This window comes from Dickeya sp. CFBP 2040 (genome assembly GCF_012273755.1).
In the GTDB taxonomy this organism is placed as follows: Bacteria; Pseudomonadota; Gammaproteobacteria; order Enterobacterales; family Enterobacteriaceae; genus Dickeya; species Dickeya poaceiphila.
The window spans coordinates 38,936-55,220 of record NZ_JAAVXH010000120.1 but is presented as its reverse complement, the minus strand read 5'-3'; the positions used below and the strand labels follow the sequence as shown (position 1 = coordinate 55,220).

Sequence of the window (16,285 nt, the reverse complement as noted above, 5' to 3'; positions counted from 1 at the left end):
ATGGCTGGCGAAAGCCAGCCATGAGCAGAAAAAATTAAGATTATTTACGCAGGCGAATGGTGGTAATCAAGTGAGCGGGTGCGTGAGTGGTTGCCACGAGCGGTTGAGTCACTCTGGCTGTTTCAACGCACACAAAAGTCTGGTAACCGTCATCGGTGATATCGCTGATGGTTCGAGACAGTTCGGCTCCCGGATTCCAGGCAACGACATCGCTGTGGTGAGCATGATGTACTTCAATGGTACGTTGCAGTATCGGGTCTTCAATCAGGCTGACCGATGCTGGCTGGGTATAAATGCGGTCAGTACGAGTGGTGAAGGTCAGATCGCCTTGTTGGGTATTGGTTTTGCCATCGTTAACCTTATCAATAAAGGTATCCCCCAAACCGCTAATTCGAATCTTACTGATATCACCAATCTGGAAATAGGTGTGCAGGGCGCTGGTGATGCTGTAGTCGCCATGGCATTCGAGTTCTATACGGCATTCCTGTGCACTTAAATGGAAGCGCGCCAGAACGGTAAATGCATGTGGCCAGTTGGCGCGAGTCTGCTCGGAGTCACGCAATGTAAAGGCAAGGGTCACGCCATTTGTATTTTCACTGTGAGAAGTGAACTCCCATTCCAGCAAACGACCAAAGCCGTGGTTAGGCTGTGCAGCCGGGCCGAACCAGGGGAAGCAAATAGGGACGCCGCCACGAATCGCCACACCGTTTTCAAATGCCGTGTTGTCGCTCAGCCACAGTACGGGATGCTCGCCTTCAGGTTGCCAGCTAAGCAGGTGTGCCCCTTGTAGTGCGATGGCGGCGCGGACCTGTGGATGGTCCACCACAATAACCGGCAGTTGATCCAGTTGACGTTGGCTCAGATGTGCAGTGATCGCATTATTGATGGGAAGTGAATAAATATTATCGTTCATGGTATTGGACTTACCTTGATGGTGTTGTTGTCTACCCGAAATCATTCGAGTTGCAGGGCAACACGATTGCGTGTTGAACAACGAGCCTGCAACGTGAAGTATGACGGGTATATACCCAATAAAAAAGGGCGACTTACGTCGCCCTTTCATCGTCTATTCATCGCCACATTATTTGGAGATGTGAGCGATCAGATCCAGAACCTTGTTGGAGTAGCCAGTTTCGTTGTCATACCAGGAAACCAGTTTCACGAAGGTGTCGCTCAGTGCGATACCCGCTTTGGCATCAAACACAGAGGTCAGTTTTTCGCCGTTGAAGTCAGTGGATACCACGTCATCTTCGGTGTAGCCCAGAACGCCTTTCAGTTCGCCTTCAGAAGCGGCTTTGATAGCGGCACAAATTTCTTTGTAGGAGGCCGGTTTTTCCAGACGAGCGGTCAGGTCAACTACAGATACGTTTGGAGTCGGTACACGAAATGCCATACCAGTCAGTTTGCCGTTCAGTGCCGGAATAACTTTACCTACAGCTTTGGCTGCACCGGTAGAGGACGGGATGATGTTCTGAGCCGCGCCACGGCCACCACGCCAGTCTTTGTGAGACGGGCCGTCAACGGTTTTCTGAGTAGCAGTGGTAGCGTGAACGGTGGTCATCAGTGCTTCAACGATGCCGAATTTGTCGTTGATAACTTTAGCCAGCGGTGCCAGACAGTTGGTGGTACAGGAGGCATTGGAAACAATGTCCTGACCAGCGTAAGACGCGTGGTTGACACCCATAACGAACATCGGGGTATCATCTTTGGATGGGCCAGTCAGAACGACTTTCTTGGCACCAGCCTGAATGTGTTTGCGAGCAGTTTCGTCGGTCAGGAAGATACCGGTTGCTTCAGCAACAACGTCAACGCCGACTTCGTTCCACTTCAGGTTAGCCGGATCTTTCTCAGCGGTAACACGGATGGTTTTGCCGTTAACGACCAGGTGACCGTCTTTTACTTCAACAGTACCTTTGAAGCGGCCATGGGTGGAGTCATACTTCAGCATGTATGCCATGTATTCCGCATCCAGCAAATCGTTGATGGCAACGATTTCGATGTCAGAACGTTCCTGGGCAGCGCGGAAAACGATACGGCCAATGCGGCCAAACCCGTTGATACCTACTTTGATAGTCATATATTCCACCAGCTATTGGTTTGTGAATAAAAGGTTGGTTGTAAAATTACAAAAACCTTGTTGAGCGTCAAGCGGAATCGTGTCAATCGTTGCTGTAAGTCAAAAGTCAGTTCAACAGTTGCACGATAAACAGCTATCAGCCTAATTAAAGGGCATAGCCCAATCATATGAGGAATGCACGGGTATGAAAACACCCGCTATAGGTGTAATCGTGATGGTGATCACAATTAAAAGTGCCATTACTGCGTAGGACTAAGTGTAGGGCAAAATAGGCTGTAGTGGTGTTAATTTTTTGTTATAATTATAGGTTGTCGTTCTGGCGAAAAAATCGTGTTTCAGTGAGAATATGATGACCAAGACAACTGTTTTTCAACGTAATCCGGATGAATTAACCGATCTGCAGCGGCACGTTACGCAGCAATGTGGGACGGAAAGCCCATACACGGGGAAACTGCTGCATAACAAGCGTACTGGCGTCTATCATTGCTTGTGTTGCCACCAACCACTGTTTTATTCCGACCATAAGTATGATTCTGGTTGTGGCTGGCCGAGTTTTGATCGTCCGGTGAACGAGAATGCTATCCGCTATCTGGATGACCATTCTCATAACATGCACCGTATCGAAATTCGTTGTGGTCAGTGTGATGCACATCTGGGCCATGTGTTCCCTGATGGCCCTCAGGACACGACCGGCGAGCGTTATTGCGTGAATTCTGTGTCACTTAGCTTTATTGATGCGGAAAACGGGCAACAGACGGATGGTTAGACATGCTAATGTAATTTGGGATTGAAACGTTTCAGCTTAAATCTGACTTCAGGCAGAAAAAACATGCAATTAGATGATTTAATAAACAGCATGACGCCGGAAATTTATCAGCGCCTGACCACTGCGGTGGAGCTGGGAAAATGGCCGGATGGTGTGGCGTTGACGACAGAACAAAAGGAAAATGCATTACAGATGGTGATGCTATGGCAGGCGCATAATAACACCGAGGCAGATCATATGACGATCAACACGCGTGGTGAAATCGAAATGAAAAGCAAGCAGGAACTCAAGCAGCGATTTGCTGGCAATACGATTACCACACTTAAACCTCAAGATTAAACCCAGTCACGCCAGCGTTGGTTGCTGGCGTAATGAGTGTGTGAATTATTGGCTGAGTGAGGCAATAAAAGCGGGTAAATCAACCAGCGTGGCACCGTGTTTCGCCATGATTTCCAGCGCCTGTTGACTATCTTTGGGATGCAGATTAACGCCGCGACAACCCTCTTGCAGTACTTCAGTCTGGTAACCCAACGCCAGTGCATCCAGCACGGTATATTTAACGCAGTAATCAGTTGCCAGTCCCATGATGGTCAACCGGGTTACGCCTTTGGCTCTCAACCCATCGTGTAGTTCGGTGCGGGTACGATGGCCGTTATCGAAAAATGCACTATAGCTGTCGATAAAAGGGTGTGTTCCTTTGCGTACCACCCAGTTTATGGCGTGCTGGTTCAATTTAGGATGAAAATCGGCACCGGGTGATCCTTGCACGCAATGCACCGGCCACCATACCTGCGGCAAGCCGTCCAATTCTCCTTGCTCGCCCACGTGAGTGCCGGAATTGACGGCGAAACTACGATGATCCACTGGGTGCCAATCCTGACAGGCAATCACCATTACCCCGGCCTGCTGGCAGGCAGCAATAGCCTGATTCGCTATCGCAACCACGCTATCGCCGTCCGAGACGGCCAGGGCTCCACCCGCACAGAAGTCATTTTGAATGTCCACCAGCAAGAGTGCTCTGTTCACATTGTCTTCCTCTTATTGATGTTTTATGTGTTTAATGCTGAGTTCACGACAGGAGATTCAATCCTTATCACTCAGTTCTCCGCGCAGGTTCTGCTGCATTAGCTGACGAATCTGCTCAGGGGAAAGATCGTCCCTGCTCAACAGATAATGCAGTTTCGTCAATGCCGCTTCAACCGTCATGTCAAATCCGCTGATGACGCCAGCCTGCGCCAGCGCATTACCGGTGGCGTAACCGTCCATATTGACCCGCCCGGAAATACATTGTGTCAGGTTAACCACCACAATGCCGCGTTCTGAAGCGTTGCGCAACTCATCAAGTAAACCTGAACTCTGGGGTGCATTACCAACACCGTACGAACGCAGTATTAGCGCCTTGACCGGTTGGCGTAAGAAATTGCTGACCACATCGGCAGAAATACCTGGGTAGATGGTCACTACCCCTATCGGCTGCGGAGTGATGGCATGAACGATCAGCGGTCCGTCAGTTGGAGTGGGGTCGGCTGGCGTCAGGCGGCGAATGTGGATACCCGCTTCCAGTAAGGGCGGGAAGTTCGGGGAAGCAAAGGCGTCAAAACCATCAGCGTGTGCCTTGGTCGTACGGTTGCCGCGCAGCAGCTTGTTATTGAAGAACAAACTGACCTCATTGACCGGATGGTTGGCTGCCACATATAGCGCATTAAGCAGGTTGGTTTGCCCATCGGAGCGCAATTCCGCCAGCGGAATTTGTGACCCTGTCACAATAACCGGTTTGGCGAGATTCTCCAGCATGAAAGACAAGGCGGAAGCGGTAAACGCCATAGTATCGGTGCCATGCAGAATCACGAAGCCATCGTAGTGGTCGTAGTGTTGCTGAATATCGTTTGCAATCGATTGCCAGTCAGACGGCGTCATGTCGGATGAATCGATCAACGGCGTATACTCGTGGATAGTGAATGACGGCATCTCTGGACGGTGGAATTCCGGCATCTGCGCCAGTTGTTGTTGCAGGTGACCGGAAACCGGGACGTAACCGTGGTCGGAGCGTTGCATACCGATGGTGCCGCCGGTATAAGCGACATAAATAGATTTCTTTTGCATGGATGTTATAGGTCAGGACACTGTTGGTTGTAGAAAACGGTTGGTTGTAGAAAACGGTTATTTGTAGAAAAGAGTAGCTGCGAACAGGCCGGATTATAAGAATGTTTCGGCGGTAAAAACAGCCCGACCGACGTCGGGCTGTGCAAGAACGCGTTAGCGTACGTCGCCACAACTCAGGCACAGCGCGTAACGGTTTTGTGGGTCGTTCAGGGCGTCCAATACCGAAGTCTGAGCGCGAACGGTTTGTGCCAACTGAACCATGGGTGCCGGTATCATGGCTTGCAAGGCGGAAGGCAACATGGCGTAGACTGAACTTCTGACCTGGCTGAACATGACATTGAGCAAATCCTGTTCTTCTGAATACCAGCTCAACTGATAGTGTTCCAGTTTAGCCAGTTCTGCTGCTTTCTTCACGGCATCGTCAAAATCGCCCAGTTGGTCCACCAGCCCGTTGGTTTTGGCATCACTGCCGACCCAGACATGCCCCTGTGCGATTGCATCGACTTCCTGTGGCGTTTTATGGCGAGATTGTGCCACCAGTGAAATAAAGTTTTGATAACCACGCTCAATGCTGATTTGCATCAGTTGGCTGGCTTGTGGCGGTAATGCCTTGGTTTGAGACAGATCAGCCAGCGGTGAAGTGGCAACGCCATCGGTGTGCACACCAATGCTATCCAGCGCGTTTTCAAATGTGGTGATAACGCCGAAAATCCCAATCGAACCGGTCAGAGTATTGGGGCTGGCGATGATGGCGTTAGCCGGGGTGGAAATCCAGTAACCGCCGGAGGCTGCCATGCCGCCCATTGAAACGACGACGGGTTTGCCTGCCTGTCGTGCGGCCATCAGCTCCGAGCGAATCAGTTCAGAAGCTGTGACGCTACCGCCAGGGCTGTTTACCCGCAGGATAATGGCTTTAATCTTCGGGTCCAGACGAGCATCGCGGATTTGCGCAGCAGTGGTGTCGCCGCCGACATACCCCGGCGTTTCTTTACCATCAACGATAGTGCCGTTGGCGAATACTACGGCAATCTCATTGGCACTGGTTGCCGGTGGCTTCGGTGCATAATCATAGATGCTGGTAAAATTGAAGTTTTTGTTTTTTGCATCCCACCCGAATGCTTTGATGAACGACTGTTCGATCACTGAACGGGAAGCAACTTCGTCCACCAGTTTATTTTCCAGCGCATAGCGAGCCGTGTCGCCGCCCATCGTCTTCAGAGTGGCGAGAATCGTGTCGGCTCCGGGGAACAACTGTTGTGGAGTGATCTGACGGTTGGCCGCCACGGTATCGAGATAGTGTTGCCACAGCGTGGAGATCCAGCGATTATCGGCATCGCGAGCGTCGGGTGACATATCGTCACGGATAAACGGCTCAACAGCAGATTTGTATGTGCCAACGCGGAAAATGTGTGCGGTGACCTTCAGCTTGTCCAGCAGCGTTTTATAGTAAAGGTTGTTGGTGGCAAAGCCGTGCAGATCGATATTTCCCTGTGGTGTCAGGTAGATTTTGTTGGCAAAGCTGGCCAGATAATATTGTGTCTGGTTGAAGTTATCGCCGATGGCAAAAATCGGTTTGCCGGCATCACGAAATTCGCGCAATGCCTTGCCAATGTATTGCAGTGAAGGCTGATCCGCGCCGACAAAATCAGACAGGTCCATCACCATGCCGGTAATATTGCTGTCGTCTTTAGCCTGACGGATGCTGTCGACAATATCAAACACCGCATTTTCCTGATGGCGGCTCGCGGATACGCCAAAAAACTCCCGTCCAAACTGGCGCAGCTTATTATTGACGGACGGTTTATCCACCACCACCCCAGTCAGATCCAGCAGTAACGCCCCTCTGGCCGGTTCAGCCTGCGGGGTTTTTAACTGGCTGTAGACCCCGATACCGACCAGGATCAAACAAACCAGAAACAGGTTGAGGATACATTCGCGGATAAAATTCAGCAGGCGCCATCCCCATCTGAATATTCCACTGAAAATTCGCCACATTGTGCGCATGTCCACTCCGTCAAAAGAAAACTGGGTTTTAAGCTGTGCTCTGGATTGCTGAGTAAACCGGCATAGCCAACGATAGCTGCTCGATCACATCCGAATGCAGGCACTGGCGGTATCCTAATGAGCGACAGGATAAAAGTCAGCTATTTATCTTGCTGCGTGGTTGGCAGCAGGGCGCTAACTTGTAACAAATCTTCTACCTGTGCTACCGTGGCGCGCAACCGGATTTTATTCACCGACAGCAATTTTTTCATGACAGGAGAGATGTGATGGATGCTCTGGAATTGCTACTGAATCGTCGTTCGGCGTCCCGTCTGGCGGCGCCTGCTCCGTCAGGCGAGGCATTGGAAAATATTCTGCGTGCGGGTTTGCGCGCTCCGGATCATGGCGCACTTCAGCCCTGGCGTTTCTCTATTATTCAGGATGAGGGGTTATCCCGTTTTAGTGAATTGCTGGTCAAGGCGGCATTGCAGGACAACCAGGATGAGGCCGCGGTCGAAAAAGCACGTCAGGCACCATTCCGCGCTCCGATGATTATTACCGTGGTGGCACACTGTGAGGAACATCCTAAAGTTCCACACTGGGAGCAGGTTGTATCCGCTGGCTGTGCGACGCAGGCAATGCAAATGGCAGCGCTGGCGCAGGGTTTCAACGGTATCTGGCGCAGCGGCGCATGGACTCATCATCCGCTGGTGCGTGACGCGTTTGGCTGTCGTGCGCTGGATGAAATTGTCGGCTTCCTTTATTTAGGAACGCCTCAGCTTAAAGCCTCCGCCGCTATCACGCCTGTGGATAGCACGAAGTTTGTCAGCTATTTCTAATCTTTTATATCGACGATGCCTCTCCTGATTGGCGCGCCGGTTCGGGCGTGAATCAGGGGATATCCGTTCTGTCTTGCGGTGTGACATGCGACTGTTTATTGCGGAAAAACCCAGTCTTGCCAGAGCTATTGCCGATGTGCTGCCTAAACCGCAGCGGCGTGGCGATGGCTTCATTACCTGTGGCGAACAAGATGTGGTGACCTGGTGTGTGGGGCACTTGCTGGAACAGGCACAGCCAGATGTGTACGATGCCCGTTACGCGCGTTGGTCGCTGGCGGATTTACCGATCGTGCCGCAAAAATGGTTGCTCCAGCCGCGACCGTCCGTCAGCAAGCAACTGAATGCGATAAAAAAGCTGCTGACGCAAGCGGATGAAATTATTCATGCCGGTGACCCAGACCGGGAAGGGCAATTACTGGTAGACGAAGTACTGGAGTATCTGGCGCTGCCGGAAGAAAAACGTCAGCATGTGCGCCGTTGTCTGATCAACGACCTCAACCCGCAGGCCGTGGAGCGTGCGGTGTCGCGCCTGCGTGAAAACCGGGAATTCGTTCCGCTGTGTGTTTCTGCATTGGCTCGTTCGCGTGCGGACTGGCTGTACGGCATTAACATGACCCGCGCCTATACCTTGCTTGGGAAAAACGCCGGTTATGAAGGCGTGTTGTCGGTTGGTCGGGTACAAACGCCGGTGCTGGGGTTGGTGGTGCGGCGTGATGAGGAGATAGACAACTTTGTGCCCCGCGACTATTTCGAGGTTAAGGCACACATTGTCACCCCAGCCAGCGAGCGATTTATTGCCCTGTGGCAACCGAGTGAGTCCTGTGAGCAGTATCAGGACGAAGAAGGGCGCTTGCTGCATCGTCCGCTGGCCGAACATGTCGTCAAACGCATTGAAGGGCAACCTGCACGGGTCACTGCTTATAATGATAAACGGGAATCAGAAACTGCCCCGTTGCCGTATTCTCTTTCCGCCTTGCAGATTGAAGCGGCTAAACGTTTTGGTCTGAGTGCCCAGCAGGTGCTGGATGTTTGTCAACGGCTGTATGAAACGCACAAGTTGATTACCTATCCACGTTCGGATTGCCGCTATCTGCCGGAAGAGCATTTTGCCGGACGGCTGGCGGTGCTCAACGCTATTGCAACGCATCAGCCGGATTTGCTGCCACAACCGGCGGTTGATCCTGAGCGTCGCAACCGCTGCTGGGATGACAGCAAGGTTGACGCCCACCACGCGATTATTCCCACAGCGCGCACTGCCCGTACGGCGTTGACTGAACAGGAAAGCCAGGTCTATGGATTGATTGCCCGGCAATACCTGATGCAGTTCTGTGCCGATGCGGTCTTTCGTAAATGCGTGATCGAGCTGGAGATCGCCGGCGGAAAATTCATCGCTAAGGCCCGGTTTCTGGCTGAGGCGGGCTGGCGAACGCTGCTTGGTCACAAAGAGCGAGACGAGGAAAACGAAGGAATGCCATTGCCGGTTGTGACAAAAGGCGATGAACTGTTGTGTGAACGGGGCGAGGTGGTGGAACGACAGACGCAGCCCCCCCGACCGTTTACCGACGCCACTTTGCTGTCCGCCATGACAGGTATCGCTCGCTTTGTACAGGATAAGGCGCTGAAGAAAATTCTGCGTGAAACGGATGGATTGGGCACCGAAGCCACGCGGGCAGGCATTATCGAACTATTGTTTAAGCGCGCGTTTCTGATAAAGAAAGGGCGTTATATTCACGCCACTGATGCGGGTAAAGCGTTGATCCATGCACTGCCGCCGATGGCGGCACACCCTGATATGACGGCGCATTGGGAAGCGACACTGACGCAGATCAGCGAAAAGCGCTGCCGTTATCAGGATTTCATGCAGCCATTGACCCAGTCGCTGTATGAACTGATTCAGCAGGCCCGGCAAAGTGGTAATATTAACGCATTCAGGGGGTTACCACCGGTTAAACGCGCTTTGCCTGAAAAACGCAAACGTCGCCAGTCACGCTCAGCCAATAACAAGGAGTAACACAGATGAAAGCATGGGGTTCTTTCCTGATGGCAACAAGCCTGTTGTTATCTTCCGCTGCACAGGCGGCAACACAAACCACGGTGACGACACAAGGTAATCCTGTGGTATTGCCGCCTGGTAACACCGTCACCAACAGCACCAACACGACCAGCAATACCCTCACCACTAACAACGCTAACAGCAGTACTCATAGCAACACCCAAAGTGCGGTGTCCACAATGCCGGGGGGCGTCAATACAGAAGTGGTGGTGCCGGTTCCACCTCAGGTGATCTGGGGGAACGGTAATGGCGGCAACGTACAGCGTGAACCTCAGGCCAATTGCATGAGTTGCTGCATTTATCAGAACAGAAATTACTCTGAAGGTGCGGTAGTCAGGGCGGAAGGGGTATTGCTGCAATGTCAGCGCGATAAAAGCAATCTTGGCACTAATAATCTGGTGTGGCGTATCATCAAAGAGCAGCAATAAGTGTGATAACGGGGCGGTAACTGCCCCGTTTTAGTGATTCATTTTAGTGATTCAGAGTGTGAACTCCGCCCATACCGGCGCGTGGTCAGAAGGTTTCTCCATTGCCCGGATGGCATAATCGATGCCAGTGGCGGTACAACGGCTGGCGAGTGGGGGCGTCGCCATGATCAGGTCGATGCGCAGACCACGATTGTCATCAAACCCAGCTGAGCGGTAATCAAACCACGAAAACTGGTCCTGACATTCGGGATTGGCGGCGCGGAAGGTATCGACCAGTCCCCAGTTTTTTAGCCGCTCCATCCATTCGCGCTCTTCCGGCAGGAATGAGCATTTGCCGGTGCGCAGCCAGCGCTTGCGATTATCCTCGCCAATACCAATATCCAGATCGGTTGGGCTGATGTTCATGTCGCCCATGATCAGTACGGGTTGATCCGCCTGATGGCGCTGCTCAAGGTAATGCTGCAAATCCTGATAGAAACGGGTTTTAGCCGGGAATTTCACAGGGTGATCACGGCTTTCGCCTTGCGGAAAGTAGCCGTTAACTACAGTCAGCGTACCGAGCGGTGTCGCCAGATCCGCCATGATGATACGACGCTGAGCGTCTTCATCGTCGGTAGGAAAACCACGGCGGATTGCCAGCGGTTCGGTTTTGGTCAGCAGCGCAACACCGTAATGACCTTTCTGTCCGTGATAGAAAACGTGATAACCAAACTGTTTCACGTCATCGAGTGGAAACATATCGTCATGGACTTTCGTTTCCTGCAGGCCGATCACATCAGGTTGGTGTTGTTCGATGACTGCGGCCAGTTGATGGGGGCGGGCACGCAGCCCGTTGATATTGAAAGAAACAAACTTCATGTTCGCTGCCGTTGTTAAAAAAACGTGCCCCGATGTTAGCAGAAAGGCAGGAGTCGAGTCACGGTGACGATATTGCTGCATCGGCAGTCATAACTATCGATGATGGCTGGTTGAATCAGGCTGCGATAGCTCTTATACTCCGCGGCTTGCAGGAGAGCGGAAGGTCATACAACTTTCCCGCCGAAGGCGCAAACTCCCATAATCGCTCAGGCCACCTTACTGCATATCTTAATGACGCCAACTGGAGAGCGGTTGCCAGACAACCCACCGAAGGGGCAAGCGGTATTACCGCGTAAACTCTCAGGTAAAAGGACAGAGGGAGGGGCACATTCACAAAGGTATCTGTGTGCTGACCTATATCTATCTGATCGCTATTACTGCTGAAGGTATGTCCGGTGCGCTGGCTGCTGGCCGCCGCAATATGGACATCTTCGGTGTCTCTATGATCGCTTTTATTACCGCGCTGGGTGGCGGCACGGTGCGCGATATTATGCTGGGTAATTACCCCATCGTCTGGACTCAGCATCCTGCTTATATCTATCTCACCATTGGCGCTGGTTTATTTGCTGTGCTGGTGGCGCGTGTGATGCATCACCTGCATCGACTGTTTTTGGTGCTGGATGCCATGGGATTAGTGGCATTTACCATTATCGGTTGTAATGTGGCTATCGGATTGGGCTATGCGCCTACGGTAGTGGTGATGGCGGGGATTACCACCGGTATTTTTGGCGGTATTTTGCGGGATATTTTCTGCAACCGCACGCCAATGGTGCTACGCAAAGAACTGTATGCCTGTGTGTCGCTGCTGGTGGCGCTGGTGTACCTTAGCCTGCGTGAACTCGGCATCAATCACGATCTGAACCAACTGATCTCGTTCTCTGCTGGGTTAGCGCTTCGTCTGGCCGCTATTTTCTGGTCCTGGCAGTTGCCCGTGTTTAGTTATATGCCGGAACGCTGGAAAGAGTAATCACTTCATCGAACACCACGACGATGCCGGATTAGTATGTGTATCATTGTAATATCGAGTACGGGGAAACCGGGCGGCTATCGTTATTTTCTTGCTGGTTTTTTTACTACTACATTTCGCGTTGAGTGAATGAATTATCGTGAGAGTATTTTGGGGAGGAACGCAAAGATGTGTGGTGAGAATGGTGGTGGGGGAAGGATTCGAACCTTCGAAGTCTGTGACGGCAGATTTACAGTCTGCTCCCTTTGGCCGCTCGGGAACCCCACCACTGGCCTGATTGCTCTTTCGTGCTGAGCGGGGCGCATCATATCAAATGTCGCGCCCCTGTAAAGGTTGAAAAAACAAAAACAAGTCTGTTTGCCGGTTTTTTATGCCGCTCGCTGCAATTGTGGGCGAAGAATGACGGCGTACTAATCAATGTAGAATCATGTCAACGCAGAATAATGGTGCGATTGCCATAAACAAACACGCGCTGGGCCAGTACATGATACAGCGCCTGGCTGAGTACGTTTTTTTCTACATCGCGGCCAGCGCGCATCATGTCATCCGCCGTGTATGTGTGATCAACATTGATCACATCCTGCATGATGATTGGGCCTTCATCGAGATTGTCGTTCACATAATGGGCGGTCGCGCCGATGATTTTCACGCCACGCTCGTAGGCCTGGTGATAAGGGCGCGCACCAATAAATGCCGGCAGGAATGAATGATGGATATTGATGACGCGGTTGGGGTAGTGCTGGACAAACGCCGGCGTCAGTACGCGCATGTATTTTGCCAGTACCACGTAGTCTGGCTGGTATTGGTCGATTTGCGCGACCATTTTCACATCGTGCTCTTCGCGCGTCAGTCCTTCGTGGCTGACCAGATGGAACGGAATATCAAAGCGTTCTACCAGCGTGCACAGCGTTTCGTGGTTACCGATGACAGCTGCGATCTCGACATCCAGGCCACCATAGGTACTTTTCATCAGCAGATCGCCAAGACAGTGGGCTTCCTTGGTAACCAAAATCACAACGCGGCGACGCCCGGCGCTGATCAATTCACGCATAGAACCGTCTGGTAGCGCACTGTCCATATCGGCAAGCAGTGTGGTGTCGTTGAAAATACCTTCCAATTCCGTACGCATGAAGAAACGACCAGTACGGTGATCAACGTATTCCGAGTTTTGTACGATATTGAGTTCGTGCTTGTAGCAGATGTTGGTGATCTTGGCGATAAGCCCTTTTGCATCAGGGCAGATTGTCCGTAAAATTTTTCTCTGGATATTCTGGGATTGCATGGAATTGGGGTCCTGTCCAAAACATAAATCAGATATTGCCGTTACGCGATGTCGGGCTCACCGCGCTAATGTAAAAGCATTATTGTCCGCAGCACTTTTTGTATTTTTTGCCGGAACCGCACGGACAGGCGTCGTTCCTGCCGGTTGGTAAGTGGACGCCGTCAACATAGTACCAGCGATCATGATGGCGAAGGAAGCGGGAACGCTCTCTCATCAGCACCCGACGATCCGGATGCCCGATGGTGCTATAGCAGGCAGCGAACTCGACATACCCTTCGTCCGCGGTTTTCCCCGGTGCAACATCCAGTATCTGTAACCCAAGCCAGTGAGTATCGGTGCAACTGGCGGCGATGTCTGCTCGCCAGTTCTCAGCGTGGCAATCTGGATGCCAGGTAGCGACCAGATAATCAATGTCCTGTTTAACATAGGCCGTATACCGTGAACGCATCAACAGATCAGGGCGGGATGGCTGGCTATCGCGGCGCAGATAAGGCTGACAGCAGTGTTCGTAAGGCTGGGTACTGCCGCATGGGCAACATTCAGACACAATATCTCCTGCAAGATTTTGCAATAAAGTTAAATAATTGAGACGCCACGGGTAAAGCGTGCGTTATGTTACTCAATAGGGTTTGTCCGTCGCAATAATCTTGCGGTGTGAAGGTACAACAGCAAGGCTGAATTCAGGCGGTATTTCGCCATGTCATTGATATCAGCTGCTGTCACACATCATGACGTGACGTCGCCTGGAATAAAACACGGGAGGAACATCATGCGGAAAATAGGTCTGGCGTTGGGATCTGGCGCAGCTAAGGGATGGGCGCACATCGGTGTGCTGGAAGCGCTCGAAGAGCTAGGGATTGTACCTGACGTGGTGGCGGGGTGTTCGGTAGGGGCGCTGGTTGGTGCTGCCTACGCCACAAATAACCTGGACGGCATGACGCACTGGGTGAAAGATTTTCGTTACTGGGATGTGATTCGCCTGATGGATTTTTCGTGGCGCCGGGGCGGATTATTGCGAGGGGATCGCGTTTTCAACCATGTAAAGCATTTGCTACGTACGCAACATATTGAGGAGTGTGCTATCAAGTATGGAGCAGTGGTGACTAACCTGAGTACAGGAAGAGAGCTGTGGCTAACTCAGGGCGATTTACATTTGGCTATTCGCGCCTCTTGCAGTATGCCTGGGTTGATGTCCCCTGTACCATTGAATGGTTACTGGTTGGTTGATGGCGCTGTTGTTAATCCGGTTCCGATATCATTGACCCGTGCGATGGGAGCCGATGTCGTGATTGCGGTGGATTTGCAGCACGATGCCAGTTTGCAGCAGCATAATTTGCTGTCTGCTAAACCAGAGCAGACGAAAACTACGCCAGATAGCTGGCGTGAGCGTATTCGTCATCGGCTTTCTCACCGTTTTCGTAGACAGACTGAGGTGACGCCCACTGCGATGGAGATAATGAGTACCTCCATACAGGTATTGGAGAATCGGCTGAAGATGAATCGTATGGCGGGTGATCCTCCAGATATATTGATCCAACCCTATTGCCCACAAATCGCCACGTTGGATTTTCATCGGGCGCAAGAGGCCATTGAATCAGGCAGGATAGCGGTAGAAAAACAGCGGGAGTTGTTATTGCCGCTGGTTAACCGGAGTATATAGGGTAATTTCTGATTTAGGATTCGGCAACGAATGATGATAAGCGATGCTAAGGGGTCGCTGATGGCACAACCACTGATGGGAAAGCGCATTTTGGTTGTTGAGGATGAGGCTGTTTTCCGTTCTGTACTGGCTGGCTATCTGACATCCCTTGGCGCTGAGGTACATGAGGCGGATAACGGCAGGGATGCGCTGGAAAAAATGGCTTGTCAACCGCCAGACCTGATTATCTGTGATCTTAACATGCCGATGATGGGGGGGTTTGAATTCGTCGAGCGGTTGAGATTGCATGATATCTCGACGCCGGTGTTGGTCGTGTCTGCTACCAGCCATCTGGCAGACATCGCCAAAATATTACGTCTTGGCGTTCAGGATGTGCTGCTTAAACCCCTTCACGACTACACCCGCTTGCGCGAATCGGTGATGGCTTGTCTATACCCGGCGATGTTCAGTTCTCAGGCGAATGAAGTCGAACAACTCATGCATGATTTGGATTCGCTAAATCAGTCGCCGGGTGCTGCCTTGAAACTGCTGGAGCAATTGCAGCCACCAGTCCAGCAGACGCTGGCGAATTGTCGTATCAATTACCGGCAACTGATGGCGGCGGACACACCGGGGCTGGTGCTTGATATCGCGGCGTTATCCGAAGATGAACTGGCATTTTATTGTCTTGATGTCACACAGGCTGCGAATAATCATGGTGTGCTGGCGGCATTGCTGCTGAGGGCGTTGTTCAATAGTCTGTTGCAGGAACATCTGGTGCATCAGCAGCATCGGTTGCCTGAATTACCTGTACTGCTCAATCAGGTTAACCAATTACTGCGTCGGGCGAACCTACAGGGTCGATTTCCTTTGCTGGTTGGTTATTACCACCGTGGACTGGGGCGGCTTATTCTGATTTCAGCGGGGTTACATGCCAGGTTAAGTGTGGAGGACCAAAGCATTGGGTTGAGTAACGGAGTACCCTTGGGAACGCTGGAATCCGCTTACCTTAATCAGATCAGTTATCAGTGTGAGTCGTGGCAGTGTCAAATGTGGGGAAGCGGTGGTCGCCTGCGCCTGATGTTGTCTACAGACTAATCTGATAGCTGCGAATTACCCCGCACTTCGGACAGGCGTATCTATCGTTATTATTCTTTATTCCCTAGTATAGGGTCTATGATTTTTCATCACGAATCCAGATTGGACGAGCATCGTGCATTTAACCTGATATACTTTCGCGGTTTTATGCGCCGGACAAATAAAGCTCATTATTTGAACGATATATACGAG

The 16,285-nt window shown here is 51.7% G+C and carries 16 protein-coding genes, 1 tRNA gene and 1 riboswitch; of the genes, 8 read left to right on the top strand and 9 right to left on the bottom strand.

Annotated elements, in window-relative coordinates; genetic code table 11:
- Nucleotides 1-40: 40 nt before the first annotated feature.
- Nucleotides 41-913, bottom strand: a complete 873-nt coding sequence (locus Dpoa2040_RS18020) for a D-hexose-6-phosphate mutarotase (protein ID WP_168642125.1) — start codon at nucleotides 911-913, stop codon at nucleotides 41-43.
- A gap of 168 nt (nucleotides 914-1,081) precedes the next feature.
- The gene (gapA, locus tag Dpoa2040_RS18015; RefSeq protein ID WP_168642124.1) at nucleotides 1,082-2,077 is read right to left on the bottom strand and encodes a glyceraldehyde-3-phosphate dehydrogenase; all 996 of its coding nucleotides are present in this window, start codon (nucleotides 2,075-2,077) and stop codon (nucleotides 1,082-1,084) included.
- 349 nt (nucleotides 2,078-2,426) lie between these two features.
- Between gapA and msrB the strand changes: the two genes are divergently transcribed.
- Together msrB and Dpoa2040_RS18005 are read left to right on the top strand one after the other, a co-directional pair.
- Nucleotides 2,427-2,843 (top strand): peptide-methionine (R)-S-oxide reductase MsrB, encoded by a 417-nt coding sequence (gene msrB / locus Dpoa2040_RS18010; RefSeq protein WP_042873900.1) that lies wholly within the window; start codon nucleotides 2,427-2,429, stop codon nucleotides 2,841-2,843.
- A gap of 63 nt (nucleotides 2,844-2,906) precedes the next feature.
- The gene (locus tag Dpoa2040_RS18005; RefSeq protein WP_168642123.1) at nucleotides 2,907-3,182 is read left to right on the top strand and encodes a YeaC family protein; all 276 of its coding nucleotides are present in this window, start codon (nucleotides 2,907-2,909) and stop codon (nucleotides 3,180-3,182) included.
- A 45-nt stretch (nucleotides 3,183-3,227) separates the two neighbouring features.
- Here Dpoa2040_RS18005 and pncA read toward each other — a convergent pair whose 3' ends face one another.
- The 3 genes from pncA to sppA all read right to left on the bottom strand — a co-directional run bounded on the left by pncA (nucleotide 3,228) and on the right by sppA (nucleotide 6,950).
- Nucleotides 3,228-3,869, bottom strand: coding sequence for a bifunctional nicotinamidase/pyrazinamidase (gene pncA, locus Dpoa2040_RS18000; protein WP_168642122.1), 642 nt, complete (start codon nucleotides 3,867-3,869; stop codon nucleotides 3,228-3,230).
- A 57-nt stretch (nucleotides 3,870-3,926) separates the two neighbouring features.
- Nucleotides 3,927-4,946 (bottom strand): asparaginase, encoded by a 1,020-nt coding sequence (gene ansA / locus Dpoa2040_RS17995; protein WP_168642121.1) that lies wholly within the window; start codon nucleotides 4,944-4,946, stop codon nucleotides 3,927-3,929.
- A gap of 153 nt (nucleotides 4,947-5,099) precedes the next feature.
- Entirely contained in the window at nucleotides 5,100-6,950 is a 1,851-nt protein-coding gene (sppA, locus tag Dpoa2040_RS17990) for a signal peptide peptidase SppA (protein ID WP_168642120.1), read from the bottom strand.
- Nucleotides 6,951-7,216: 266 nt separating this feature from the next.
- On the opposite strand from sppA, the gene Dpoa2040_RS17985 reads away from it, so the two are divergent.
- The 3 genes from Dpoa2040_RS17985 (at nucleotide 7,217) to Dpoa2040_RS18450 (ending at nucleotide 10,249) form a co-directional block, all read left to right on the top strand.
- Nucleotides 7,217-7,768 carry an NAD(P)H nitroreductase gene (locus Dpoa2040_RS17985; protein WP_042870423.1) on the top strand — a complete coding sequence of 184 codons (552 nt, stop codon included), beginning with the start codon at nucleotides 7,217-7,219 and terminating at the stop codon, nucleotides 7,766-7,768.
- 85 nt (nucleotides 7,769-7,853) lie between these two features.
- Nucleotides 7,854-9,779, top strand: coding sequence for a DNA topoisomerase III (locus Dpoa2040_RS17980; protein WP_168642119.1), 1,926 nt, complete (start codon nucleotides 7,854-7,856; stop codon nucleotides 9,777-9,779).
- A 221-nt stretch (nucleotides 9,780-10,000) separates the two neighbouring features.
- Nucleotides 10,001-10,249 (top strand): DUF1496 domain-containing protein, encoded by a 249-nt coding sequence (locus Dpoa2040_RS18450; RefSeq protein WP_168642135.1) that lies wholly within the window; start codon nucleotides 10,001-10,003, stop codon nucleotides 10,247-10,249.
- 51 nt (nucleotides 10,250-10,300) lie between these two features.
- On the opposite strand, the gene xthA is transcribed toward Dpoa2040_RS18450, so the two are convergent.
- A complete protein-coding gene (gene xthA / locus Dpoa2040_RS17970; protein WP_168642118.1) occupies nucleotides 10,301-11,107 on the bottom strand; it encodes an exodeoxyribonuclease III in 807 nt (268 codons plus the stop codon).
- Between the two features lie 231 nt (nucleotides 11,108-11,338).
- Nucleotides 11,339-11,433: riboswitch (glycine riboswitch) on the top strand.
- A 20-nt stretch (nucleotides 11,434-11,453) separates the two neighbouring features.
- Here xthA and Dpoa2040_RS17965 point away from each other — a divergent pair.
- The gene (locus tag Dpoa2040_RS17965) at nucleotides 11,454-12,074 is read left to right on the top strand and encodes a trimeric intracellular cation channel family protein (protein WP_042870433.1); all 621 of its coding nucleotides are present in this window, start codon (nucleotides 11,454-11,456) and stop codon (nucleotides 12,072-12,074) included.
- A gap of 182 nt (nucleotides 12,075-12,256) precedes the next feature.
- On the opposite strand, the gene Dpoa2040_RS17960 is transcribed toward Dpoa2040_RS17965, so the two are convergent.
- The 3 genes from Dpoa2040_RS17960 to Dpoa2040_RS17950 all read right to left on the bottom strand — a co-directional run bounded on the left by Dpoa2040_RS17960 (nucleotide 12,257) and on the right by Dpoa2040_RS17950 (nucleotide 13,903).
- A tRNA-Tyr gene (locus tag Dpoa2040_RS17960) sits at nucleotides 12,257-12,341 on the bottom strand.
- 163 nt (nucleotides 12,342-12,504) lie between these two features.
- Nucleotides 12,505-13,356, bottom strand: a complete 852-nt coding sequence (purU, locus tag Dpoa2040_RS17955; RefSeq protein WP_042870435.1) for a formyltetrahydrofolate deformylase — start codon at nucleotides 13,354-13,356, stop codon at nucleotides 12,505-12,507.
- 79 nt (nucleotides 13,357-13,435) lie between these two features.
- A complete protein-coding gene (locus Dpoa2040_RS17950) occupies nucleotides 13,436-13,903 on the bottom strand; it encodes a YchJ family protein (protein WP_168642117.1) in 468 nt (155 codons plus the stop codon).
- A gap of 222 nt (nucleotides 13,904-14,125) precedes the next feature.
- On the opposite strand from Dpoa2040_RS17950, the gene rssA reads away from it, so the two are divergent.
- Both rssA and rssB read left to right on the top strand, forming a co-directional pair.
- Nucleotides 14,126-15,016 (top strand): patatin-like phospholipase RssA, encoded by an 891-nt coding sequence (rssA, locus tag Dpoa2040_RS17945; RefSeq protein WP_168642116.1) that lies wholly within the window; start codon nucleotides 14,126-14,128, stop codon nucleotides 15,014-15,016.
- Nucleotides 15,017-15,076: 60 nt separating this feature from the next.
- Nucleotides 15,077-16,093 carry a two-component system response regulator RssB gene (rssB, locus tag Dpoa2040_RS17940; RefSeq protein ID WP_168642115.1) on the top strand — a complete coding sequence of 339 codons (1,017 nt, stop codon included), beginning with the start codon at nucleotides 15,077-15,079 and terminating at the stop codon, nucleotides 16,091-16,093.
- Nucleotides 16,094-16,285 lie beyond the last annotated feature (192 nt).